Raw genomic sequence first — 21,681 nt, 5'->3', positions numbered from 1 at the left:
AGTTCGAATGAATGATACGGGTTCGAAATCTCAGGAAAGAGTACAGCGGATTCGTCGCCGTCTCTGACAGCAGCTTTTCTGTCGAACCCGGTGACGTGTTTGGCATCATCGGGCCAAACGGGGCGGGGAAAACGACGACGCTCAAGATGCTCGCCGGACTCCTCACGCCGACGAACGGCACGGCAACCGTCGCGGGCCTGCCCGCAGACGACCCGGAGATGCGGACGCGACTTGGCTACCTCCCAGAAGAGTCGCCGCTCTACGAGGAGATGACACCCAACTCTTATCTCCGCTTTTTCGCAGACCTCTACGATGTGCCCCGCGACGTGGCCGACGAGCGCATCGAAGACACCTTAGACGCCTTAGACCTCGCCTACCGCGACCGGCGGCTCGGTGATATGTCGAAAGGGATGCGCCGGAAGGTTGCCATCGCGCGGTCGCTCGTAAACGACCCGGACGTCCTCATCTACGACGAACCCGCGAGCGGCTTAGACCCGCTCACGACGAACTACGTGCTCGAATTCACCCGCGACCTGAGCGCGCAGGGCAAGACCGTCGTCTTCAGCGCGCACAATCTCTTTCACGTCGAAAGCATCTGTGACCACCTCGTCATCATGAACAAGGGGGAGATTGTGGCGCGCGGAACCGTCGGGGAGATTCGAGAAACGCACGGCCGGACGGCCTACCACGTGTTCACTTCGGTTCCGCTGCGCGAAACGACGCCCGATGGCGACAGACACAAAGTTGTCGTCGAGAGCATGGCCGAGGTGGACGCGATTCGAGACGCGGCACAGGCCGCAGGCGGCGACGTGGTTGACCTCAGAACCGACGAACCGAGTCTCGAAGACATCTTCCTCGACCTTGCGAAAGGAGCGACGACGGCGTGAACCCGCGGAAGATTCTACGCATTGCCCGCTGGGAGGTGACCAAAGGGGCCGGGGGCATCGACCGGAAAACCCTCGTCGCGGGCGTCGTTGCGATTGCCCTCCTCGGCGTCGTCTCTGCGGCCGCTGTCGGCCACGGCGTCGCCTTAGACCGCGGGATTTACCGTGTGAGCGTCGATGAGTCGAGTCCGTACTACGGCCCCGTCGCCGCAGATCCGACGTTCGACATCCGCGAACCGGGGTCTACAGAGGTTGAAATCACCATCGAAGACGGGGGTTTTCGGGTGAGTCCCACCCCGAAAGGTCGCGCCGCGTTCGCAGAACTCAGACGCGCCGTCGGACGCTACAATGACCGCGTTATGGCAGCAGAGCAAAACCAATCTGCGGCGTTCCCGGTCGCGGTTTCCATCACCTACGCCAACCGCGGCGGGGGTGAGGTGGTCGTGCCGGGCGACGTGGGGCAATCTCAACCAACGACAGCAGACCAACCGGCGGGCGGAGAGTCACCCGGACAGGGAACCGAAGCAGGAGACGGAACTGGCGGCGCTGGGGGTGCGACGACGCCCATTCCACAGAACGACCAGTCCGTGAGCGACGCGCTGTTCGGCGGCGGTACGGGCGACACACCGAGCGACATCGCGCCGCCGTTCCCCTTCGAGTCGCTGGCACTCGCGTTCCTGTTCGTCCTCCCGATGAACTTCGTGATACAGGCCTACGGTGGCTCGATTCTCAAAGAGCGCATCAACCGCCGGGGCGTGCTATTGCTCGTCGCGCCAGTGTCTCGCTACGACATCGTTGCCGGAAAGACGCTCCCCTACTTCGCCGCGGCCCTGACTATCACGACGGTCATCGCGCTCGCGATCGGCGGCGGCCTCGTCTCGATTACCGCCGTCATCCCGCTCGCGCTCGTGTTCCTCGCGTCGACGTTCCTCGCGGGGATGTTCGCCCGATCGTTCAAGGAACTCACCTTCGTGACGGTCGCCATCAGCGTGTTTCTCACGACCTACGCCTTCGTACCAGCCATCTTCACCGACCTGAACGCGATTGCGCTCATCTCGCCGCTCACGCTCGTTGTGCGCGACCTACAGTCTGAAGCCATCACCGCGGGCGAGTACGCCTTTGCGACGCTCCCGCTCTACCTCACCGCGGGGGTTCTGTTCACCCTCGGTGTCGGCGTCTACCGCGAGGAGGACATGTTCACCCAGCGGGCGGTCCACCTGAAGGCGCTCGACGCGATTTCGAGTCGCATCCGCGGCCGGCGGAGTATCGCATTTCTTTCAATCCTGTTCATCCCGTTCGTGTTCGTTGCGGAACTGATGGCGATTGCGACGCTGTTCGCGCTTCCGATGTCGTTCTCGATACCGGTGTTGCTGGTGTTGATTGCGCTCGTCGAAGAACTTGCAAAGAGCATCCACATCTACGCCGGCTTCGAGACGGCGAAGTTCGACCGCCGATTCTCGCTCGCACTCGTACTCGGCGGACTCTCGGGACTCGGCTTTTTCCTCGCTGAAAAGCTCACGCTCATCAGCCAAATCGTCGGCCTTCCCGAACTTCAGTTGGGAAGCGTCGCCTTCACGGGCGTCGATATGAGCGGCCTTGCGCTGCTCGGACTCTTGCTCGCTCCGCTCGCGCTCCACGTCGTGACGGCGACCATCTCCGCGATAGGGGCCGCGCGTGGCGCGCGTTCCTACGCGGTCGCCCTCGGGGTGGCTATCTTCGTCCACACGATGTACAACCTCACGGTGGTGACGCAGTTTGGGTGACCCACGCCTCGCCATCACGCGCCGGGAGTTGGGCGCGATAACGAGCGAGAAAACCATCGTCCTCGCACTGCTCATCCAGTTGTTCATCGCGGCGTTCTCGTCGTTTCTGGTGGTCGGACTCGTCTCGCTGTACGACCCCGGCAGCGTCTCTGACGGCCAAATCGTCACCGTCGGCGTCGCAGGCGATGCAAGCGAGTCGGTCGAAGATGCCGTGCGGTCGGTACGCGGAAGCCGGGCGCGCTTTTTCGAGAGCCGCGACCAAGCCGAACGCGCCTTCGAGAACGGGGGTGTCGATGCGCTCTTACTTGCGAATCAGCGCGATGACGACCGCATCGGGGTCGAAACAGTCGTGCCGAAAGGCAGTCTGCGCACGACGCTCATCGTCACACAGGTTCGTGAGGTACTCGAAGCGCTCGAACGCGATGAGCGGGTCGCGCGTCAGAATGAGCTTTCGGCGACGCCAGTGAACCTCCCGCCAGAGGTGTCTGCGAGTCCGTACTTCGGCTTTACCTATACCATCTTACTCCCACTGCTCTGTCTGTTGCCGGTGTTCATCAGCGGGTCGCTCGTCGTCGACTCCATCACCGAAGAGCGCGAGCGCGGAACCTTCGAACTCCTGCGGGTTGCCCCCATTACGTTGGTCGATATTGTCGATGGCAAGTTGTTTGCCGCCGTCGTCCTTGCGCCCGCGCAGGTGGCCCTATGGCTGGTGTTGCTCACGGTAAACGGCATCTCGATTTCCGATGTCGGGTTGCTGCTCGTGTTCGTCACCGCGCTCACGCTGGTGGTCGTGAGCGGTGGGGCTGGCATTGCGCTGTTCTTTGGCGACCGCCAACGGTCGCAGCTTGCGTATTCGACTGGCTTGCTGTTGTTCTTCGCCAGTCTGGTGTTCCTCCCCGAGCACCCGTCATCGACGATTGCACGCCTCGCCATCGACAGCGCGGCTCCCATCTCCTTTATCAGCGTGGCTGGCGCACTCGTCGTCGGTGCGCTCTGTCTCGGCTTGCTCCGCGAGTTCGCGCGCCGAACGGGCAAAGACCAACTGTAGCTTTTTGGTTCTGGTCTGTGTGCTGTTGGCATGGAGTATACCACCCTCGGCTCGACGGGTATGGAGGTCAGTCGGCTGTGTCTTGGCTGTATGAGTTTCGGCACCCCGAAGTGGCGTGACTGGGTGTTAGAAGAGGACGAAAGCCTCCCCATCATCGAGCGTGCAATCGACTTGGGTATCAACTTTTTCGACACGGCGAACATGTACTCGGTCGGTGAATCAGAGCGCATCCTCGGCAACGCTCTCGAAGGCCGCCGCGAAGAGAACGTCGTCGCCACGAAGGTCTTTTTCGAGATGGACGACGAAAACCGCAATTCGAGTGGCCTCTCGCGAAAGGGTATCGAACAGGAGTTGAACGCGAGTTTAGACCGGCTCGGGATGGACACCATCGACCTCTATCAGACCCATCGCTGGGACTACAACACGCCAATCGACGTGACGCTTTCTGCGCTGTCGGATGCGGTCCGCCGGGAGAAAGTCCGGTACATCGGCGCGAGTTCGATGTGGACCCATCAGTTCGCAGAGTCACTGCACACGAGCGAAGCACTCGGCCTCGAACGCTTCGTGACGATGCAAAACCACTACAACCTGCTCTATCGCGAGGAGGAACGCGAGATGCTCCCGCTCTGTGAGAAGAAGAACGTCGGCGTGATTCCGTGGAGTCCGCTCGCCCGGGGCTACCTCGCCCGCCCACACCGGGAACGCGAAAGCACCACGCGCGGGAAATCAGACCGGTATGCGCGCATCCACCCTTATCTCGAAGGCGGTGGCCGCACCATCAACGAGCGCGTAGAGGAGGTCGCAGCAGAGAAGGGCGTCACGATGGCACAGCTCTCACTCGCGTGGTTGTTACACAAAGAGTGGGTTGACGCGCCGATTATCGGGACGACGAGCATCGAACACTTAGAACAAGCCGTCGCTGCGCTCGACATTTCGCTGTCAGAAAGTGACATGGACTACTTAGAAGAACCGTACCAACCGGTGCGGGTTGCCGGACACGAATAGGCAGTAAAAGTCCAGCGCCGAGAGGTTAGGCGCGGGTCTCCGCGGCTTGAGACCCCGGAGACCCCCGGACAGCGGCCCCTTTTCCCCAAATCCGTCGGGTGTACGCTACCCCAAGTGTGGCACAAGTGGCCACGGCGGTACCCGACAGTTGTAGGTTTGAGGCAGGGACTATCCTAGCGTTGCTTGTTATTTCAGGGACTTTATGTACGCTCTTCTAACAACACCGCTGTGAGGACTGATTTCGTCCCGCGTCGAACCCGTTCTGAGACCGCCTGCTGGGTGATGTCTAACTGTGTTGCAATGTCTGCGAGCGTCGATTCACGGGGAACGTCGAAGTAGCCGTGGTTGAGGGCGAGGGTGAGCGTTTCGCGCTGTTCGGGCGTCAGTCCGAACTCGAAGGCGTCTTCGGTCTCTGCAAGGGTGTACACTCTGGTCAGGTCGAACGTGATGTCGTGTTCGATACAGTAGTCGTGGAACTGAGAGAGGTGTGCGTGGTCGCCAAAGCGGAGATGGAACACCCAGCGTTCGTTGCCGTGGGCTTTCAGAATCGTGGCCTGTGACTCTGCGATGCCGTATACCAGACTCTCGATCGACTCGGTCCACTCGACGCGATACAACACCGAGCCATCAACCTCATCGAGTCGCGTTAGCTCTTTGACAATCGGACTGTCTCTGACGGACTGTTCGAACGCGGCTAAATCACCGCCAGACGCCCAGAAGAAGGGCATAATCTCCTCTGAGGTGGGGACGACCCGTTCGAGGTCGATTTGTATCGATTCGTCGGTGTGCAACACTCGCCCGAGATTAAATTCTGACGCCGGGATGGTAAACTCGGCAATAACACTCACAGGAGGTATATCGCGCGGATACAGAAAATAACTTTCTCAGGAATCGTCTGCAGTTGCTGGGTTGACACGCCCGATTCCGCGGTCCATTCGGACGAGCAACCCCACCGTCACGACCGCGACGACGAGGTGTAACAGTGCGAGCACGAGAACGCTCTCTATGGTGGCCCCCGTCATCCGGCCGGCAATCCACAACGGCGCGGTCGAAAGCAGGAGTATCACTGCCGCGACGGTGATGAAATTCCGTCGCGGGTGGGCCGTATAGCGGTCGAGTAGCGCATAGGCGAACACGCCACCGGCAGAGCCAACGACGCTCACGCCAGTCACCTGCGACCACGAGAGCGGGGCAAACGACGCCGGGATGACGCCGAACATCCCCGCGACCCCTCGTACAACCGTCGTCGCGACGACGGCGACGCCGACGACGACGATGCCGATACGAAAGAGGTAGTCTACCCGCGCATAGGTGACACGCGCTTCCGGTGACTCAGCCCCCAATGCCATACGCTATCAATAGGCACGAACGAATTTCAGTGTTGTCCTCCACGCGCCCGCACCCACCGGCGGTTTACGGCCGCCCGATTCGAGACAGGCATGTGCTGACTGCTCGCGCGTGTGAACCGCTCTCGGACACACGTTTATCACCCGTGGCGGCCCACACAGCACCAATGGAATCTGACACTGGTCGAACGCTTCACCGCCTCCACGGGCGCGTTCAGGTGCTCTGGATTGGACAGGCACTCGTCGGTGCCCTCTTTTTCGGCGGTGTCGCTGTCGCTGCCGCGACGTTTGTAAACGGCTTTTCGCCGCAAGCTCTCTTGCTCGGTGGTGGGGTGTTCGTCGTTCTCGCGCTCGTTGGCAGCCTCCTCGCGGTTGCGCGCTACCGGCGCTGGCGCTTTGCGCTGTACGACGACTATCTCTACTTAGAACGCGGCGTGTTCACCCGCGTGAACACGGTGGTACCGTTCGTCCGCGTCCAGCACGTAGACGCCCGGCGCGGCCCACTCGAACGCCTCGTGGGCCTCGCAACCGCCGTGGTGTACACCGCCGGGTCGCGCGGGGCGGACGTGACGATTCCCGGCCTCACCCCCGACGGCGCAGATAGCCTCCAAGACCAGCTCAAAGAACTCGCCATCGACGCAGAACCCGAGGACGCTGTATGAAACTCAGCCCCGTTTCGATTCCCTACCGCCTCGCGCGGTTCGCCGGTGGACTCGTGTGGGTGCTCATCTTCGCTGGCTTTGGCTCTGCGTCGATGTTCGGCATGGACGTTGGCCTCGCCACGCTCGGTGGCCTGTTGGTGCTCGGCGGTGGGCTCCTCGTCGGGTATCAGGTGCGCTACTACCAGCGATTCGAGTACACGCTCACCGCAGACTCACTCGATATTACCTCTGGCGTGCTCTCGCGGACGAACCGCGAAATCCCCCTTCGGCGCATCCAGAACGTCGATGTCCACCAAAATCTGTTCCAGCGCGCGCTCGACATCGCGGAGGTGCGCGTCGAAACCGCCGGCGGGAGTTCGACCGAAGCAACCCTCCAGTACGTAACCACGGCCGCAGCCAGCAGGCTCGTAGACGACGTTGCCCGACTCAAGCGCGGTGAGGCGGCCGAAGACGAACCACCCGAGGAAACGGCGCTGCTCTACGAAATTACATCCCGAGAGCTTGCGCTGCTCGCGTTCGTCTCGCTCGATTTACGCTTCGTCCCGCTGCTCAGTCTCGCAGTTCCGGTCGTCGCGCCGACTGTGTCGCGCTTCGTCCTCACGGACCCGGTTACCGGCTTCATCCTCGCCGCCCCACTCGGGGTCGTCGCGCTCATTCTCCTCTCCGTCGTGACGAGCGGCGCAGCGGCGGTTGCCAACTACTACGGGTTTCGCCTCACGCGGGCGAACGGCGACCTGCGCTACGAGCGCGGGCTCCTCCAGCGGTACAACGGCACGATTCCGCTCGATAAGGTACAGGCGCTCACGATACGCGAAAACGTCCTCCAGCGGTTCGTCTCGCACGCGAGTCTCGGCGTCGAGACGGCAGGCTACGCACCCGGCCAGGGCGCAGGCGGGGGCTCCGAGGCGGCGATTCCACTCGCCCCCACCGAGCGCGTTTACTCGCTCGCACAGACCATCGAACCGTTCGGCACGCCCAGCTTCGAACGCCCGCCAAAACGCGCCCGCGAACGCTATGCGGTGCGCTACACGCTCGTGCTCCTCGTGGCGACCGGGCTATTGTACGCCGCTGTGCAGTTTTTCGCCTTCGACATCGCGTGGTGGGTGCCACTCGTGGGCGTCGTCCTTACTCCCGTCGCGGCGCACTACCAGTGGAAGAATCTGGGCTACGCACTCACCGACGACTACGTGATAACGCGCGCCGGGTTCTGGGTGCGCACCACGAAAATCGTCCCATACTACCGTGTCCAGACGGTGGCGACCAGCGAGACGATTTTCCAGCGCCGACGCGACCTTGCCACGTTGAGCGTCGATACCGCGGGCGGGCGAAGCATCATGGGCGCGAACGCGCGGGCTGTGGATATCGACGAACAGACGGCGATGACACTCAGAGAGACGGTCGCAGACCGCCTCCACCAGTCGCTCGTAGCGCGGCGGTCAGTCCGCTAATCGCCGAATCCGAGGAGTCGAAGCCCGTCGAAGGCGCCGGGAAACCCAGAAACGGACATCTACACCGGTTGACACCAGCAGCTTTTTCTCGAATCGTTATCTCGAATACGTATGCAAACAGAGCGAGTCGGCGGCTTAGCAGGAGTTCTTGCTCCCACGGTTACCCTCGGAGCCATTCTACTCGGCACGCTCATCTCTCCGACGTTTACGTGGTCGGGCAGCGCGCTCTCTAATCTCGGTGCGATGGGCGCAGAAACCGCGTGGCTGTTCAACGGTGGCTTGATGCTCGGGAGTCTCCTTGCCATCCCATTTCTCGTCGTGGCCTTTCGCAGGAGTGTACACCGCCTCCAGCACGTCGGCGTCCTCCTTCTCTCACTCGCGCTGGCTGGCCTGTTTCTCGTCGGCGTGTTTCCGATGGGAACGACCTACCACTTCCCCGCAGCGCTCTCGTTTTATCTGTTCACGACGCTCGCCCTCTGGATTCACGGCTCCGGGTCGGTGCTCGCAGGCACGCCGCGACGCGGATTGGTAAGCATCTGGCTCGGCATCGCAAACATCATGACGTGGCTGGTCTGGGTCGCCCAAGGCCCGCTGACGCGCGGCGGGCTTGCGGTCCCCGAGTTCATCGGCGCGTGCGTGTTCGCCCTCTGGCTGGTGTTTACCGCCCGTCGGCTACTGCCCTAGCCTGCGAGCGAAGAGAACTGATTGATGTCTTCGTCAAGCCCGGTCACGATGAGTTCGTCGTCTCGCTGGATGACGAACGATGGCCCAACCTCGGTGAGCACGCTGCCGTTTCGCTCGACGGCGATGATGGTACACCCCGTGCGCTGGCGGATGTCTGCCTCTGCTATCGTCTGGCCTGCGAGATTCTGTGCGCTCATGCGAACGATTTCGATTTGCTTGTCGAACGTCATCACCTCCTCTTCTAAGATGGTCGATGCGAGCATCCGACCACTCACGGTGGCAAGCCCGAGGACGTAATCTGCACCAGCACGGTACATCTTCCGCACGCTGTCGGTCTCCTCTGCGCGGGCTAAGATTTCGATGTCGGGGAAGTGCTCGCGCAAGATGAGCAGACAGAACACGGAGACGGTGTCGTCTGGAAGGGCCAGAATCACCGCGCTTGCTTCTCCGATGTTCGCCCGTTGCAGCGTCTCTTCGTCCGTGGCGTCACCGACGATATCGACGCCGTCTTTCTCGACGATATCGACCACCGTGTGCGGGTGGCCCGCCGCATCGAGCGCGCGGGCGACTTCCGTCCCGACTTCGCCGTAGCCAATGATGACGACCGCCCCGCGGCGGTGTTGACGGGTTTCAGAGAGCGTGAGGCCTTTGACCTGTTCGAGTTGGTCTCCGTGACCCGCGACGAGCAACATGGTGTGTTCGTCGATGACCGTCTCTGGCGGCGGCGGACTGACGAACTCACCGGAGAGCCACGCGCCGATGATGTTCGCACCGGTTTTCTCTGCAATCTGACTCTGTCTAATGGAGACGCCGTCGAGCGGGCTGTTTTCTTGCACCGAGAACTCGACAATCTCGAAATCATCTGCGATTTCGACCGTGTCCCTGAGTTCTGTGCTGAGCGTCGTCGTCACCTTGTTCGCCAGGCTTTCACCGACGAGTCGGCGCGGTGAGAAAACGAAGTCGGCACCGGCATAGCGGTGGTAGCGGGCGGCATCGTGGGTTTCGACGAACGTGATGACGCGCGTGTCACAGACGTCTTTCGCCGTGAGCGCGATGCTCGCGTTCGTCTCGTCATCTTCGTCTGCGACGATGGCGCGCGCTTTGGCGATGTTCGCGGCTTTGAGCGTTTCGTTCGTCTCGGGGTCGCCGTAGATGACCGGGACGCCGTTTTCGTAGAGCACGTTTGCCTCCTCGCGGTTTGCCGCGATGACCACTGACGGAATGTCGCGGTGTTTGAGTTCGGCAATCAGCGTCTCGCCGCGTGGCGTGTAACCACAGATAATGACGTGATCTGCCAGTTCCTCGACCGAATTCGGCGCGCGCATCGAAAGGCGGGTTTCGATCCACGGCACGACGAACAGGGGCAAGGCGAGAAACACGAAGAAGATGCCCGTAAACTGCATGAACACGACGAGTGCCTTCATCGGAAGCGTCTGCCACGGCGCGTCTTCGCCGTAGCCGGTCGTCGTGAACGTCTCTACGACCACGACGAGCGAATCCGAAATGGGTTGCGGGTCGTTTTCGAGGACGCGCATTCCCGTGTTGTAGGTCACGGTGAACGCGATGAGAACGCCGAGAAAGGTGAGGAGATAGACGATGAAGAGTCTACGGCGGCCGCTCTCTCTGCTGAACAGGTTCGAACTGACGACGCGCCGAAATACCATCTGTCTCTTGTTTCGCGCGGAGTGGCGTAAAACAATTCGGGTCACAAACGGCGTTTTGATACTGTCTGTGTTCGGTGTGCACGGCAGCCAAACCACGACCGCCCTTCCCCAACCGAAATACATGATTCGGTCCCGACAGTATAGTTATGTTCAGCGGCGTTCATGTCGCCAGTAATGCCCGCCATCGAAACCACCTCGCTTACGAAGGAGTACGACGGCTTTGCGGCACTCAGAGACCTCTCACTCTCCGTCGAACACGGCTCGCTCTACGGCCTGCTCGGCCCAAACGGCTCCGGGAAGACCACGACGCTCTCTATTCTCACCGGCCAGCTCGTCCCCACATCCGGGAGTGCGCGCGTTCTCGACATCGACCCCGTCGCAGACCCCGTAGCGGTACGCGAGAACGTCGGTATTCTCCCCGAACGCGAAGACCCGCCGAGTTTCATGACGCCACGAGAATACCTGACCTTCGTCTCGGAGGTGCGCAACTTAGACGACCCGGAGTACCAAATCGCGCGCTGGGCCGACCGCCTCGGCTTCGAAGACCGCCTCGATACGCTTTCGACAGACCTCTCTGAGGGCGAACGCCAGCGCGTCATGCTCGCCCAAGCGTTCGTCCACGACCCACAGGTCGTGTTCATCGACGAACCGCTCGTGAACTTAGACCCAATCATGCAAGAGCGCGTCAAACGGCTGTTCGTCGATTACTGCGACGTGGGCAACACGCTGTTTCTCTCGACGCATTTCATCAGCGTGGCAGAGGAAATCTGTACGGACGTGGGCATCCTCACGGAGGGGGAACTCGCCGCAGAGTGTGACCCACGAACGCTCAAAAGCGGCACGGGGCTGCTCGACTACTTTCTCTCTGAGGTGGACGCAGCAAAGGCAGAGGCGCTACAATGAGCCTGTTCTACCGAATGCTGAGAGAGGAGTGGCGGCTCCATAGCCGGTTGTTCGGCTCCGGGCGATTCGCCCTGTTTCCGCTGTTCATCGGACTCATCTGCGGGGTGAGCTACTGGTTTTTGACGCTCACCGGCACCAGCGTCGAGAGCCTCGCGCTTGGCCTCCACATCATCGTGTTCTTCCTTGGACTACAGGTCGGGACGATTGGCTTCGTTGGCCGCGATGCGCTCGAAAATTTGCTTGGTGACATCACCTTACTCGTCTTTTCTGCACGCACCCTCCCGCTCTCACAACGCCGCTTGCTCGCCACGTTTCTCGCAAAAGACCTCGTGTACTACATCTTCCTGTACATCACCCCTGTCGTGCTCGCGTACGCGCCGTTCGCGCTACAGGCGGGCCAGTCACCCCTGCGCATCCTTCTGCTGTGGGTGACCGTCGCAGAAGCGTTCGGCGTCGGCGTCGCGCTCTCATTTGCCGCCGCGGCAGTGTCGACGCGCGGGAAATCCGTTCTCCTCGCATTCCTCGTCGGCGCGGGCGCGCTCATCGTACTGGTTCGGAACCCGATTTACGCACTCTTCACGCTCGGCCTTCCAGAGCAGGCGACGCTTGTGAGCGCCGGATTCGGCTGTCTCATCCTCCTCGCGCTTGGTGCTATCGGCCTCGCGCTGTTCAAACCGCGCACCGAACGCGCCCACCGAACACCCTCCTCTCGGCTCGCCGGGTTGAAAACCCGGTTGCCGGGACGCGACCCGCACCTCGTCTCACGGGCGATTACCGACGTGGGACGCTCCAGTGGGTCGTTCTGGAAGGTGGTCATCTCCGCGGCCATCATCTTCGGGACGACCGCCTTCTTACTCGACAAAGTCGCAGAGGCTACCGCCATCCGTCCGGGGGCGGGAATCGCCCTCGGGACGCTCCTCGGGCTTGGGTCGTTCACCACCTACGCTTGGGTGACTCAATTCGACGACGCGAGCGAGTATCTCCACTATCCGATTACGTTTTCGCGGGTGTTTCGCGCGAAGTTCTACGCCTTCCTCATCCTCACGATTCCCGTCTCGCTCGCGTTCCTCGTCGGCGCTGAGCTTGCGTTCAACGTGACGAGCGTCGCCTCTGGCTTTGTCATCTTCCCGCTCGTTTCGGTCTACGTCTTCGGCGTGTCGGCGTGGCTCACCGGCCTCGCTCCGAACGACCTCTTGTTCGATACGCCGCGATTCGTGCTGTTCGGCGTCGCCATCGCGCTCGTCGCCGTCCCGTTGCTCGTCGCCTCGCTCGCTCACAGCGTCTCGCCGCTTGTCACGACCGGTGGCTCGGTGGGACTCGCCATACTCGCGGCTGGCGGCGGCTGGGTGCTTCTCAATCGTGCCGGGCCACGCTGGGAGCGCCGCCTGCGCCAAGAAAATTAGTTAGAGACGAGCGCGGACGAGCAGTTTCGGCGTCGTGAACGACGCCACGCCGTTCTCTGCATACCAGATGTCGAAGTAGCGCCGCGCGGCGTTCGGGGCTTTGTCAAAGAGTTCTTGGAGCTCTGAGAGGCGGTCTTCTGGGACGTTCATCCGGTCAACCCAGCTATCGAATTCGATGGTACGACGCACCCATGCGGTTTCTTCGACGACGAATCCAGCAGCGGAGAGCCAGTCGCGCCACGTCTGTTCTGGGTAGCTTTCGACGTGCGTTGGGTCGCGGATGGCTTCGACGGTGTTCAAGAATTCTGCGAGAGCTTCGTCTTCGGGGGCGACGTTGTCTTCGAGGACGAACACGCCGCCCGGGGCGAGGATGCGGGCGACCTCTGAAACGAACGTCGCGGGGTCGGGGAAGTGATGGGCAGCGATACGACAGGAAACAGCGTCGAACGTATTGTCGGCAAACGGCAGCGCCTCTGCGTCGCCCACGACACCGCGGAGCAGCGGAAACGACGACTGGGCCATCTCCACCATCTCGCGGGTGAGGTCGAGCACGAGCACCTCTTCGACGCCGGTGCGCATGAGCGCGTTTGCGGTGTGGCCCGCACCGGTTGCGATGTCGAGCGCGAGGGTTGCCTCGCTCGCCCACTCGCTCAGCAAGCTGAGGTCACGGCCGCCGCGATGGACCGGACTGTCGCGATACCCCGTGCTGGCTCGACCAAATGCTGTTGCCACATCCTGCTTTGAGTCTGCCCCTCGCATGGGCCTGTGTTGGCATGGAGAGATTATTTAGATTTGGGCACCCGCGAAACCGCCATTTGCCCCCGCGCCCAACCAGCGGTGTGAACCTCGTGACTGACGCTGGCCGCGAACGCATCGTGTTCGGCCACGAAATCGACTGGAGTGTGACTGGCCCTGAGGTGAAATTCGAGGGGCTTTCGCCCGCAGACGCACGCGCGCTGCTTGCCGGTGGATACATGCATCCCGACGCACGAAGCGGACGGTCGCCAACGATGGCGAAAATGGTCGAATTCATGGAACGCTACGCCGAGGCGGTTCCCGAACGCGAAGGCATGCTGTCCGCCCACGGCCGCGTCATCGCTCCCACAGAACCCGATTCTCAGGTCGTCCTCGAAGGCGTCATCTACTCCGGGCCGACTTCGGATGCGTTCGTAAAAGAGTACGCTACGCTGTTCTACCGGGCGGACTCGTTTATGCTAGAAAAAGACCTGCACGCGCGCTGTTGGTTCGACTGATGGTTCGACCCTTGGAGTTAATCACTCGGCGTGCCTACGACGGGTAATGACCTATCGCGGAGCCGTCGTAGATTTGGACGGAACGGTGTACCGAGGGAAACAGCTGATTCCCGGCGCAGACCGCGGTATCGACCGCCTCCGTCACGCCGACCTGAACCTCCTTTTTTTCTCGAACAACCCGACCAAATCGCCCGCGGAGTACGAAGCGCGACTGGCTGGCCACGGGCTCTCGGTTTCCGAAGCCGAAATCGCCTCCTCTGCGACCGTCACCGCGTCGTACCTCGTCTCGAACTACGCAGACGGCGAAGTGTTCGTCATCGGTGACGCTGGACTCATCTCGCAACTGGAAGCCGCCGGATTGACGCTCACCGACGACCCGCACGCAGCCGACGTACTGGTCGGGTCGTGGGACAAGGAGTTCGACTACCGAAAGCTCACCAAGGCACTCTGGGCGATTCAGGACGGTGCGGCGTTCATCGGCACCGACCCAGACCGGCGGGTTCCCATCGGTGACGGACGGCTGATTCCCGGCTCTGGAGCCATCATTCACGCCATCGAAGGCGTCGCAGAGCGCTCGGTTGACCACGTCCTCGGCAAACCTTCAGAAGAGGCCGCAGAATTGGCACTCTCGCGGCTTGGCGTCGAACCCGACGAGTGTCTCGTCATCGGCGACAGCCTCCACACGGACATCACCATGGGCGCTCGCGTGGGGATGACGACGGTGCTCGTGCGCTCGGGCGTGACGACCGCCGAAAACCGCGATGCGGTGGCGGTCGAACCCGATTACGTCATCGACTCACTCGCGGACATCGACGAAGTGTTCTGAGTCGGCCACGTTTATTGGGAACAATGCACATGGAGTAGGTGTGCACAGAGGGGTGCACGGTGGAACACATGAAAATCCTCGAACTCACCGGCGATTTTGTCGAAGACTACGAAGTGATGGTTCCGTTCCAAGCCCTCCAGATGGTGGGCCATGAGGTGCACGTGGTCTGCCCGGAGAAGGCAGACGGTGACACCGTGAAGACGGCCATCCACGACTTCGAAGGCGACCAGACCTACACCGAAAAGCCCGGTCACAACTTCACGTTGAACGCGACGTTTGCGGACATTGACCCGGCAGACTACAACGCGCTCGTCATTCCCGGCGGGCGAGCGCCTGAGTATCTGCGGCTGAACGAGGAAGTGCTCGACATCGTCCGGCACTTCGCCACGGCGAACAAACCAATCGCCGCGCTCTGTCACGGCCCGCAGATTCTCGCCGCCGCGGACGTGCTTTCGGGGAAACACTGCACGTCGTACCCAGCGGTGAAACCCGACGTACTCGCCGCGGGCGGGCAGTGGGAAGACCGCGTGACGACCGACGGAAACCTCGTCACGGGCCAGGCGTGGCCAGACCACCAAGAGTGGCTCGCGCAGTTCTTAGACGTGCTCGGAACGACCATCGAGCACAAAGAGCCGGCGGCCGCAGACGACTAACCCACTCAATTTTTCGCATTGTAGGGCGTCAAAATAACGCGACTGAGTCGCAACAAACGCTATACACTCGGCCGTCGAATGTAATCGGTATGACAGGGATTGAGTATTCAGATTTCCTCGACCTCGACTACGAACCCGTAGAGACAGACCTTGTCTGCACGTTCCGGCTCCACCCCGGCGAGGGGATGAGCATGGAGGACGCCGCCGCGCGGGTCGCCTCCGAGAGTTCGAACGGGACGTGGGCCGAGTTGCAGGTCGAAGCCGGTGTGACCGAACTCAGTGCCACCGCCTTTGACCTCTCAGGAAACACCGTTCGCGTCGCCTATCCCGAAGCGCTGTTCGAACCGGGGAACATGCCCCAGATTCTCTCGTGTATCGCGGGGAACATCATGGGGATGAAGGCAGTCGACTCCATCCGCCTCGAAGACTGTGAGTGGCCGGAAGCCCTCGTCGAAGGCTTCCCCGGCCCGCAGTTCGGCTCGTCGGTCGCCACGGAACTCCTGTCGGCGCACGGCCGTCCCGTGACGGCGACCGTCCCGAAGCCGAAAGTCGGTCTGCACACCGAGTCGCACGCCCAAATCGGCTACGACGCGTGGCTAGGCGGCGTCGATTTGCTGAAAGACGACGAGAACCTCACCGACCAAGCGTTCAACCCGTTCGAAGAACGCGTTGCCCGGTCGCTCGAACTCCGCGACAAAGCCCAGGAGGAGACCGGCGAGCGCAAAGACTACCTCGTGAACATCACCGCGGAGACCGACGAGATGCTCCGGCGCGCCGAGTTCGTCGCAGACCACGGCGGCAAGTTCGTCATGGTCGATGTCGTGACCGCGGGTTGGGCGAGCGTCCAGACCGTGCGCCGTCGCTGTGAGGACTTGGGCCTCGCCATCCACGCCCACCGCGCGATGCACGCCGCGTTCGACCGCCACCCAGACCAAGGCGTCTCGATGCGCGTCATCGCCCAAATCTCGCGGCTGGTCGGCGTTGACCACATCCACACTGGAACCGCGGATTTGGGAAAACTCGAAAACGAAGATACGGCGGGCATCAACGACTGGCTCCAGTCAGACCTCTACGGGATGAAAGACGTGTTGCCAGTCGCCTCCGGCGGGTTGCACCCCGGTATCATAGACGAACTCATCAACCGCCTCGGCTCGAACCTAATCATCCAGGCCGGTGGGGGTATCCACGGACACCCCGACGGCACCGCCGCGGGCGCGAAGGCGTTCCGCCAATCGGTCGATGCCTCGATGGAGGGCATCCCGCTCGCTGAGTACGCAGAAACCCACCCCGAACTGAAAATCGCCCTCGACAAGTGGGGCACCCAAACGCCACGGTAAGCCGTCGGACCTGCCGCCACCCGCTGTTTGATTAGGCACGACCCCGACGTGTGGGTATCGATGGCACAGTCACTGGCTTCGCGGCGCGCTACTGTCCTCCTCGCGCTCGGGAGTCTCGCGTATCTCGCGTTGATGTTCGTTTGGTTTTCACTGCCCGCATTCCTCGTCCCGATTTCGACCGAGCTCTCGCTCACGTCGGCCGAAGCCGGCTTTCTGGCGGGTGCGATTCCGCTGTCCTACATTCCCCTCTCGGTGATGAGCGGCGTCATCGTAGACCGAATCGGCCCGCGCCGGAGCGTCGGTTTCGCGCTCCTGATTTTCGGCGTCGCCCAGATTTTCCGGGGCTACGCGACTGACTTCTGGACGCTGTTGCTCCCGACGCTGTTGCTTGGCCTTGGCGGGACAGGCATCACGTTTGGCCTTCCGAAACTCGTCTCGAAACTCTACACCGCAGAGCGCGTCGGGGTCGCGTCTTCGGCCTACATGATTGGCTCGTACCTCGGCGTCGCGGCGGCGTTCTCGCTCGGCCGCGGCGTCCTCGGCCCGGCACTCGGCGGCTGGCGACCCGTGTTCTTCTGGGGTGGCGTCACCTGCATCCTTTTTTCACTCGGTTGGTTTCTCGTCACTCGTGGGACGAGCGGCGCTGACCTCGACGCACCTCCTGCTGACGAACACGACTCTGCGCGCACCAACGTTCGCGCGGTACTCACCACGCCGGGCATGCTGAGCGTCATCGTCATCGGGACGATGTACCTGTTCATCCTCCACGGGATTCAGGGCTGGCTCGCGACGATTCTCGAATATCGCGGCATTGCGCCCACGCTCGCGGCGACGATTACGAGCGGGATGGTCGGCGCACAGATTCTCGGCGCGCTCGCCATCCCGGTGTTCGTCTCGCGGCTTTCCAATCGAACAATCGTGTTCGGTATCGGGGCGGTCACGACGGTTGGCACGCTCGGGATGTGGGTTCCCGGCCTCGGTGGCACGGCGGCGGTTGCGGGCGCGCTCGTCATCGGTGTCGGTATTGGCGCGCTCTCGCCACTCGTGCGCTCAATTCCTGTCGAGTTAGATGGCGTCGGCCCGGAACTCACGGGGACGGCAGTCGGCCTCGTGTTCACGGTTGGAGAAATCGGTGGCTTCCTCGGCCCGTTCCTGATTGGCTCGCTCGAAACGGCGACCGATTCGTTCGTCCCCGGACTCATCTTGTTGACCGTCGGCGGCGTGATAATTCTGGGTGCGGGCGCGACGCTTTCGACCTGATTAGTCGTCTGCGGGCGTCGACTCGACGAGCGTGTCGGGTTCGACTGTGGCATATCTGACGATGGCATCGAACTGTTCGACCGCAAAGCGACTGCCCGAGGTGATTCCGCGCGCCTCGCGGGTGTCGAACCGGGTTTCAATGAAGCGCTGGGCGACGAGGGATTTTCGCGCATTGTCTTCCGCGTCGAGTTGTGACTGCGCCTCCGCAAGCAGGAGCGCGGCGGTCACCACGTCGAAGATGTAGTCTGCGAGTTTCTTCGCGTGCAGTTGGGCGTACTCTTCGTCTTCTTTGGCGAGAGTGGCGAACGCCGCATTGAGCGACGCAACCTCGCTCTCGACGGTGGCTTTGAGCGATTCGAGATGGGTGTGTTCGACACTGTCGAGCCACCCATTTATGAGCGCAATCACGCCCTCGTGGGACTGTTCGCGGGCCATGCCTCGGATCACGTCGAGCGAGAGGATGTTCGAGGTGCCCTCCCAGATAGGGAGCACTTGCGCGTCCCGGAGCAGTCGCGGGGTGACGAACTCTTCGACGTAGCCGTTGCCGCCGAGTATCTCGCAGGCGTAAGACGCGGTATCGACGGCCATGCGCCCGGTTTTGTACTTCGCAATCGGGACAAGGACGCGCATGGCTTTGAACGCGGCTTCTGCGTTCTCGCCGTCGGTTCGCTCTCGGATGTCGAGTTGGCGGGCGGCCTCAAACGAAAACGCGGCGGCAGCTTCGTACTCGACGGCCATGTCCACGAGGTCGCGGCGCATGAGCGGGTACTCGTCGATGGGCTTCCCGAACGCCTCGCGGTTTGCGGCGTGAATCTTGCTTTCGAGGAGACACCGCCCCATCACGCCCACCGACGCAAAGGCGTTCGAGAGGCGTTCTAAATTGAGCATCTCGGTCATGTATCGGAAGCCCTGTTCGGGTTTGCCGACGAGGTAGCCGGTCGCGCCGTGGAACTCGACTTCGCCCGTGGGCACGCTGGTGGTTCCCAGTTTGTCTTTCAGGCGTCGGTAGATGGCGGCATTCAGGTCGCCGTTGTCGAGGCGATGAGGGACGAGAAACAGCGAGAGGCCTTTCGTGCCTTCGGGCGCGTCTGGCCTGCGGGCGAGCGCGAGCGTGGCTTGCGCGTCGATGTTCGAGCAGAACCACTTCTCGCCGGTGAGCCGGTAGGTGCCGTCTGCTGCCTTCTCGGCGATGGTTTCGTTTGCGCCCACGTCGCTCCCACCCTGCTTTTCGGTGAGGAACATCGCCCCCTCTTTGAGGGTGTCGTGGTTCTTGCTCGTGAGTCCCTCGTAGAACTGTTCGGTCGTGCCGTCTCCGAACTTCTGGAGCACGAGCGCGACGCCCGCGGTCATCGCCACCGGACAGGTGAAGCCGGGGTCTGCATACGAGAGCAGCAGGTCCATCGTCAGGTTGTGCGTAAGACAGAGCGGAGAAGTACGACCCTCGGGAGCCTCGAAGGAATCTGCGACGATGCCCGCCTCGTAGGCGAGGCGTTCGTTCTCTGTTTGCTTTGGGTGATAGTCGACTTCGTTTATCACCTCGCCGTGTTTCGAGTAGGTTCGAAGCTCCGGGCCGTGTTTGTCAATGAGGTCTGCGTTGTCCGCGATGGTGTGGCCGACGACGTGGCCAAACTCGCTGAGTCGCGATTCCGCCCACGCAAACTCGTCGGCTGGATACGTTCGTCGGGCCTCGAATTGGACGGTTTCGTCTCCCTCCCAGTAGTTCAGGTGGCGACCTTCCTCGAACTGGGAGTAGTCAACGGGTTCCTGTGACATGCGTGAGGCTTCTCGATGTGTTACCAAAAATCATTGTGCCCGTTCAGAGCGTTGTTTCAACACTACAATGACTGAAACAATATCGCCCGTCGTCGGGTGTGTTCGACGGCGAAAACAACTCCAAACAACGGGTAAAACTGGTGTTCTCGAATGTTTTTTCATTGCGGAGGGCCAGTGATAGCTTGTTATGGCTGACAAAGCAGAACTTCGCCAGCAGATGATTGACGCCTTCGAAGGTGCAAACTACCCAATCTCCAGCCCGATGGACCTCGTTCCAGCACTCCCGAACGGCCCGGCGACGAAGTTCGAGTCCGGTGACTTCTCCATGACGGCGATGGAGCTCAACACGAAAATCAGCGGCGGCGACTTCCCATACGACAGCCCAGAAGCCTTCGTCGACGACATCTTAGAACAGCTCGAAGCGAACGACTACATCTAACCGGACAGACTCGCGTTCAGTCGGTGACCCGTCCACCAATTCTTAAAGTATGACCAGCAGCGCGACCACCGTGACGAACACGCCGAGGCCGAACAGCAGGTAGTTCGCCACGGGATTTTTTGCCGTCGTCAGACCCAGCGAGTAGCTGCGCCGCGAGAGCGGCCAGAACGGTTTGATGCCCATTGGCGTAATCCAGTCTGCGAGCAGGTGGGAGGTGATAGAGAGGGTGCCAACGAGAAACCCGAAGGTGGCGAGCGTGGGATTCGTGAGCCGAAGGGTCACCCAGCCGAGTCCCGCGCCGACGAGGAGGGCGAACAGTACGGTGTGGGTCGGGCCGCGGTGTGGGACGAGTGGCGTTCTGATGTCGATGTCGGGGAGCGTGGCGAGGGCAAGCATCCCCGCCCCGCCGAGGACGGCGAGTTCGAACTGTCCACTCAGCGCCAGCGCGACGCCGAGGGGCGCGTAGACGAGGAGTGCCGCGCCGTAGTGGCCAGTCGCGTACATACCCGGCGTATTTGCGTTCTCACAGATAAACTTCCGGGCTGGCTTTGTCGCTCCGGCCGTTAGGTCTCCCATGGCCGGTCTCATCGACCCGATTGTCGCAACGTTTGGTCCCTTTGCGATTGCCGCCGCGCTGTTCGCCTGTGGGCTGCTCGTCTACGGCGCGCTGCTCGCGCTCACCCGCGTCCGGGGGAAGGGCTAAGCGCGGGCGAGTGGCATGTAACTTATGCCACAAGAACCCATGACGCGGTTTCCGGTGCCCGACCTCGATGACCTGCCAGCAGACCTCAGAGAGCGCATCGAAGAAGAGACCGATAAGGCCGGTTTCACGCCGAACGTGTTCATGGCCTACGCCTACCGCCCATCGCACTTCCGGGCGTTTTTCGCCTACTACGACGCGCTCGTTTCTGACACCGACCTCACCCGCGAAGAGATTGAGATGATAATCGTCGCCGCGAGCGGCGCAAACGATTGTTACTACTGCATCGTCGCCCACGGCGCGCTGTTGCGGCTGTTCAGCGACCAACCCCTCCTCGCAGACCAAGTCGCCTCGAACTATCGAAACGCAGAGATTTCGGACAAGCATATGGCCATGCTCGACGTGGCGGTGAAGCTCACCGAGCGACAGGCCGAAATCGACGAAACCGATTTCGAAAAACTTCGCGACGCCGGATTTTCTGAGAGGGCTATCTGGGACATCGGGAGCGTCACGGCGTTTTTCAACCTCTCGAATCGGATGGCACATTTCGCAGATATGCGCCCGAACGACGAGTTCCACACGATGGGGCGGTAGGCAATAGCCGTCGATTTTCTGTTGTTTCACGCGCAA

The 21,681-nt window shown here is 61.7% G+C and carries 23 protein-coding genes; 17 read left to right on the top strand and 6 right to left on the bottom strand.

The window, feature by feature from the left end; all coding sequences use genetic code 11:
- Positions 1-11: 11 nt before the first annotated feature.
- From V5N12_RS11200 to V5N12_RS11185, 4 genes are read left to right on the top strand one after another with little or no spacing between them, the layout of a single operon-like run.
- On the top strand, positions 12-887 hold the full coding sequence (locus V5N12_RS11200; RefSeq protein WP_332899253.1) for an ABC transporter ATP-binding protein: 876 nt from the start codon (positions 12-14) through the stop codon (positions 885-887).
- Entirely contained in the window at positions 884-2,647 is a 1,764-nt protein-coding gene (locus V5N12_RS11195; RefSeq protein WP_332899252.1) for a PrsW family intramembrane metalloprotease, read from the top strand. The genes V5N12_RS11200 and V5N12_RS11195 overlap by 4 nt, the downstream gene beginning before the upstream one ends.
- On the top strand, positions 2,640-3,695 hold the full coding sequence (locus V5N12_RS11190; RefSeq protein WP_332899251.1) for an ABC transporter permease: 1,056 nt from the start codon (positions 2,640-2,642) through the stop codon (positions 3,693-3,695). The genes V5N12_RS11195 and V5N12_RS11190 overlap by 8 nt, the downstream gene beginning before the upstream one ends.
- Positions 3,696-3,725: 30 nt before the next feature.
- On the top strand, positions 3,726-4,700 hold the full coding sequence (locus V5N12_RS11185) for an aldo/keto reductase (RefSeq protein ID WP_332899250.1): 975 nt from the start codon (positions 3,726-3,728) through the stop codon (positions 4,698-4,700).
- Between the two features lie 200 nt (positions 4,701-4,900).
- On the opposite strand, the gene V5N12_RS11180 is transcribed toward V5N12_RS11185, so the two are convergent.
- Together V5N12_RS11180 and V5N12_RS11175 are read right to left on the bottom strand one after the other, a co-directional pair.
- On the bottom strand, positions 4,901-5,548 hold the full coding sequence (locus V5N12_RS11180) for a helix-turn-helix domain-containing protein (RefSeq protein WP_332899249.1): 648 nt from the start codon (positions 5,546-5,548) through the stop codon (positions 4,901-4,903).
- Between the two features lie 36 nt (positions 5,549-5,584).
- Complete coding sequence (locus V5N12_RS11175) at positions 5,585-6,049, bottom strand: DUF6069 family protein (protein ID WP_332899248.1); 465 nt, start codon at positions 6,047-6,049, stop codon at positions 5,585-5,587.
- 164 nt (positions 6,050-6,213) lie between these two features.
- On the opposite strand from V5N12_RS11175, the gene V5N12_RS11170 reads away from it, so the two are divergent.
- The 3 genes from V5N12_RS11170 (at position 6,214) to V5N12_RS11160 (ending at position 8,840) form a co-directional block, all read left to right on the top strand.
- Positions 6,214-6,708, top strand: coding sequence for a PH domain-containing protein (locus tag V5N12_RS11170; RefSeq protein WP_332899247.1), 495 nt, complete (start codon positions 6,214-6,216; stop codon positions 6,706-6,708).
- Positions 6,705-8,156, top strand: coding sequence for a PH domain-containing protein (locus tag V5N12_RS11165; protein WP_332899246.1), 1,452 nt, complete (start codon positions 6,705-6,707; stop codon positions 8,154-8,156). Before V5N12_RS11170 ends, V5N12_RS11165 begins: the two co-directional genes overlap by 4 nt.
- Positions 8,157-8,267: 111 nt before the next feature.
- A complete protein-coding gene (locus V5N12_RS11160) occupies positions 8,268-8,840 on the top strand; it encodes a DUF998 domain-containing protein (protein WP_332899245.1) in 573 nt (190 codons plus the stop codon).
- Here V5N12_RS11160 and V5N12_RS11155 read toward each other — a convergent pair.
- Positions 8,837-10,504, bottom strand: coding sequence for a potassium channel family protein (locus V5N12_RS11155; protein WP_332899244.1), 1,668 nt, complete (start codon positions 10,502-10,504; stop codon positions 8,837-8,839). The genes V5N12_RS11160 and V5N12_RS11155 overlap by 4 nt on opposite strands.
- 174 nt (positions 10,505-10,678) lie before the next feature.
- On the opposite strand from V5N12_RS11155, the gene V5N12_RS11150 reads away from it, so the two are divergent.
- Both V5N12_RS11150 and V5N12_RS11145 read left to right on the top strand, forming a co-directional pair.
- Positions 10,679-11,407 carry an ABC transporter ATP-binding protein gene (locus tag V5N12_RS11150; RefSeq protein WP_332899243.1) on the top strand — a complete coding sequence of 243 codons (729 nt, stop codon included), beginning with the start codon at positions 10,679-10,681 and terminating at the stop codon, positions 11,405-11,407.
- On the top strand, positions 11,404-12,810 hold the full coding sequence (locus tag V5N12_RS11145; protein ID WP_332899242.1) for a hypothetical protein: 1,407 nt from the start codon (positions 11,404-11,406) through the stop codon (positions 12,808-12,810). Before V5N12_RS11150 ends, V5N12_RS11145 begins: the two co-directional genes overlap by 4 nt.
- Here V5N12_RS11145 and V5N12_RS11140 read toward each other — a convergent pair whose 3' ends face one another.
- Positions 12,811-13,542: a class I SAM-dependent methyltransferase gene (locus V5N12_RS11140; RefSeq protein WP_332899241.1), complete on the bottom strand. Its 732-nt coding sequence runs from the start codon at positions 13,540-13,542 to the stop codon at positions 12,811-12,813.
- 107 nt (positions 13,543-13,649) lie between these two features.
- Between V5N12_RS11140 and V5N12_RS11135 the strand changes: the two genes are divergently transcribed.
- The 5 genes from V5N12_RS11135 (at position 13,650) to V5N12_RS11115 (ending at position 18,139) form a co-directional block, all read left to right on the top strand.
- The gene (locus V5N12_RS11135) at positions 13,650-14,063 is read left to right on the top strand and encodes a hypothetical protein (RefSeq protein ID WP_332899240.1); all 414 of its coding nucleotides are present in this window, start codon (positions 13,650-13,652) and stop codon (positions 14,061-14,063) included.
- Between the two features lie 46 nt (positions 14,064-14,109).
- Entirely contained in the window at positions 14,110-14,889 is a 780-nt protein-coding gene (locus V5N12_RS11130; RefSeq protein ID WP_332899239.1) for an HAD-IIA family hydrolase, read from the top strand.
- A 68-nt stretch (positions 14,890-14,957) separates the two neighbouring features.
- Positions 14,958-15,542, top strand: coding sequence for a DJ-1/PfpI family protein (locus V5N12_RS11125; protein WP_332900093.1), 585 nt, complete (start codon positions 14,958-14,960; stop codon positions 15,540-15,542).
- An 89-nt stretch (positions 15,543-15,631) separates the two neighbouring features.
- On the top strand, positions 15,632-16,879 hold the full coding sequence (gene rbcL / locus V5N12_RS11120; RefSeq protein ID WP_332899238.1) for a type III ribulose-bisphosphate carboxylase: 1,248 nt from the start codon (positions 15,632-15,634) through the stop codon (positions 16,877-16,879).
- Between the two features lie 60 nt (positions 16,880-16,939).
- Complete coding sequence (locus V5N12_RS11115) at positions 16,940-18,139, top strand: MFS transporter (protein ID WP_332899237.1); 1,200 nt, start codon at positions 16,940-16,942, stop codon at positions 18,137-18,139.
- Here the strand turns inward: V5N12_RS11115 and V5N12_RS11110 are convergent, their stop codons facing one another.
- Positions 18,140-19,912, bottom strand: coding sequence for an acyl-CoA dehydrogenase family protein (locus tag V5N12_RS11110; protein ID WP_332899236.1), 1,773 nt, complete (start codon positions 19,910-19,912; stop codon positions 18,140-18,142). It lies immediately after the preceding gene.
- 187 nt (positions 19,913-20,099) lie between these two features.
- Here V5N12_RS11110 and V5N12_RS11105 point away from each other — a divergent pair, with 187 nt between their 5' ends.
- On the top strand, positions 20,100-20,351 hold the full coding sequence (locus V5N12_RS11105) for an MTH865 family protein (protein ID WP_332899235.1): 252 nt from the start codon (positions 20,100-20,102) through the stop codon (positions 20,349-20,351).
- A 42-nt stretch (positions 20,352-20,393) separates the two neighbouring features.
- Here V5N12_RS11105 and V5N12_RS11100 read toward each other — a convergent pair whose 3' ends face one another.
- A complete protein-coding gene (locus V5N12_RS11100; protein WP_332899234.1) occupies positions 20,394-20,855 on the bottom strand; it encodes a metal-dependent hydrolase in 462 nt (153 codons plus the stop codon).
- Positions 20,856-20,925: 70 nt separating this feature from the next.
- Between V5N12_RS11100 and V5N12_RS11095 the strand changes: the two genes are divergently transcribed.
- Both V5N12_RS11095 and V5N12_RS11090 read left to right on the top strand, forming a co-directional pair.
- Complete coding sequence (locus V5N12_RS11095; RefSeq protein WP_332899233.1) at positions 20,926-21,054, top strand: hypothetical protein; 129 nt, start codon at positions 20,926-20,928, stop codon at positions 21,052-21,054.
- A 24-nt stretch (positions 21,055-21,078) separates the two neighbouring features.
- Positions 21,079-21,645, top strand: a complete 567-nt coding sequence (locus V5N12_RS11090; protein ID WP_332899232.1) for a peroxidase-related enzyme — start codon at positions 21,079-21,081, stop codon at positions 21,643-21,645.
- Positions 21,646-21,681 lie beyond the last annotated feature (36 nt).

This window comes from Haladaptatus sp. CMSO5 (assembly GCF_036689885.1).
In the GTDB taxonomy this organism is placed as follows: domain Archaea; phylum Halobacteriota; class Halobacteria; order Halobacteriales; family Halococcaceae; genus QDMS2.
The sequence above is the reverse complement of the archived record's forward strand: the minus strand, read 5'-3'. Positions and strand labels throughout refer to the sequence as shown.

What these genes read in the sequence shown, in the direction of transcription:
- V5N12_RS11200 (WP_332899253.1), top strand. Translation starts at nt 12, where the DNA reads ATGATACGGGTTCGAAATCTCAGGAAAGAGTACAGCGGATTCGTCGCC.
- V5N12_RS11185 (WP_332899250.1), top strand. Translation starts at nt 3,726, where the DNA reads ATGGAGTATACCACCCTCGGCTCGACGGGTATGGAGGTCAGTCGGCTG.
- V5N12_RS11175 (WP_332899248.1), bottom strand. Translation starts at nt 6,049, where the DNA reads ATGGCATTGGGGGCTGAGTCACCGGAAGCGCGTGTCACCTATGCGCGG.
- V5N12_RS11170 (WP_332899247.1), top strand. Translation starts at nt 6,214, where the DNA reads ATGGAATCTGACACTGGTCGAACGCTTCACCGCCTCCACGGGCGCGTT.
- V5N12_RS11165 (WP_332899246.1), top strand. Translation starts at nt 6,705, where the DNA reads ATGAAACTCAGCCCCGTTTCGATTCCCTACCGCCTCGCGCGGTTCGCC.
- V5N12_RS11160 (WP_332899245.1), top strand. Translation starts at nt 8,268, where the DNA reads ATGCAAACAGAGCGAGTCGGCGGCTTAGCAGGAGTTCTTGCTCCCACG.
- V5N12_RS11155 (WP_332899244.1), bottom strand. Translation starts at nt 10,504, where the DNA reads ATGGTATTTCGGCGCGTCGTCAGTTCGAACCTGTTCAGCAGAGAGAGC.
- V5N12_RS11150 (WP_332899243.1), top strand. Translation starts at nt 10,679, where the DNA reads ATGCCCGCCATCGAAACCACCTCGCTTACGAAGGAGTACGACGGCTTT.
- V5N12_RS11145 (WP_332899242.1), top strand. Translation starts at nt 11,404, where the DNA reads ATGAGCCTGTTCTACCGAATGCTGAGAGAGGAGTGGCGGCTCCATAGC.
- V5N12_RS11130 (WP_332899239.1), top strand. Translation starts at nt 14,110, where the DNA reads ATGACCTATCGCGGAGCCGTCGTAGATTTGGACGGAACGGTGTACCGA.
- V5N12_RS11125 (WP_332900093.1), top strand. Translation starts at nt 14,958, where the DNA reads ATGAAAATCCTCGAACTCACCGGCGATTTTGTCGAAGACTACGAAGTG.
- rbcL (WP_332899238.1), top strand. Translation starts at nt 15,632, where the DNA reads ATGACAGGGATTGAGTATTCAGATTTCCTCGACCTCGACTACGAACCC.
- V5N12_RS11115 (WP_332899237.1), top strand. Translation starts at nt 16,940, where the DNA reads ATGGCACAGTCACTGGCTTCGCGGCGCGCTACTGTCCTCCTCGCGCTC.
- V5N12_RS11110 (WP_332899236.1), bottom strand. Translation starts at nt 19,912, where the DNA reads ATGTCACAGGAACCCGTTGACTACTCCCAGTTCGAGGAAGGTCGCCAC.
- V5N12_RS11105 (WP_332899235.1), top strand. Translation starts at nt 20,100, where the DNA reads ATGGCTGACAAAGCAGAACTTCGCCAGCAGATGATTGACGCCTTCGAA.
- V5N12_RS11100 (WP_332899234.1), bottom strand. Translation starts at nt 20,855, where the DNA reads ATGTACGCGACTGGCCACTACGGCGCGGCACTCCTCGTCTACGCGCCC.
- V5N12_RS11095 (WP_332899233.1), top strand. Translation starts at nt 20,926, where the DNA reads ATGGCCGGTCTCATCGACCCGATTGTCGCAACGTTTGGTCCCTTTGCG.
- V5N12_RS11090 (WP_332899232.1), top strand. Translation starts at nt 21,079, where the DNA reads ATGCCACAAGAACCCATGACGCGGTTTCCGGTGCCCGACCTCGATGAC.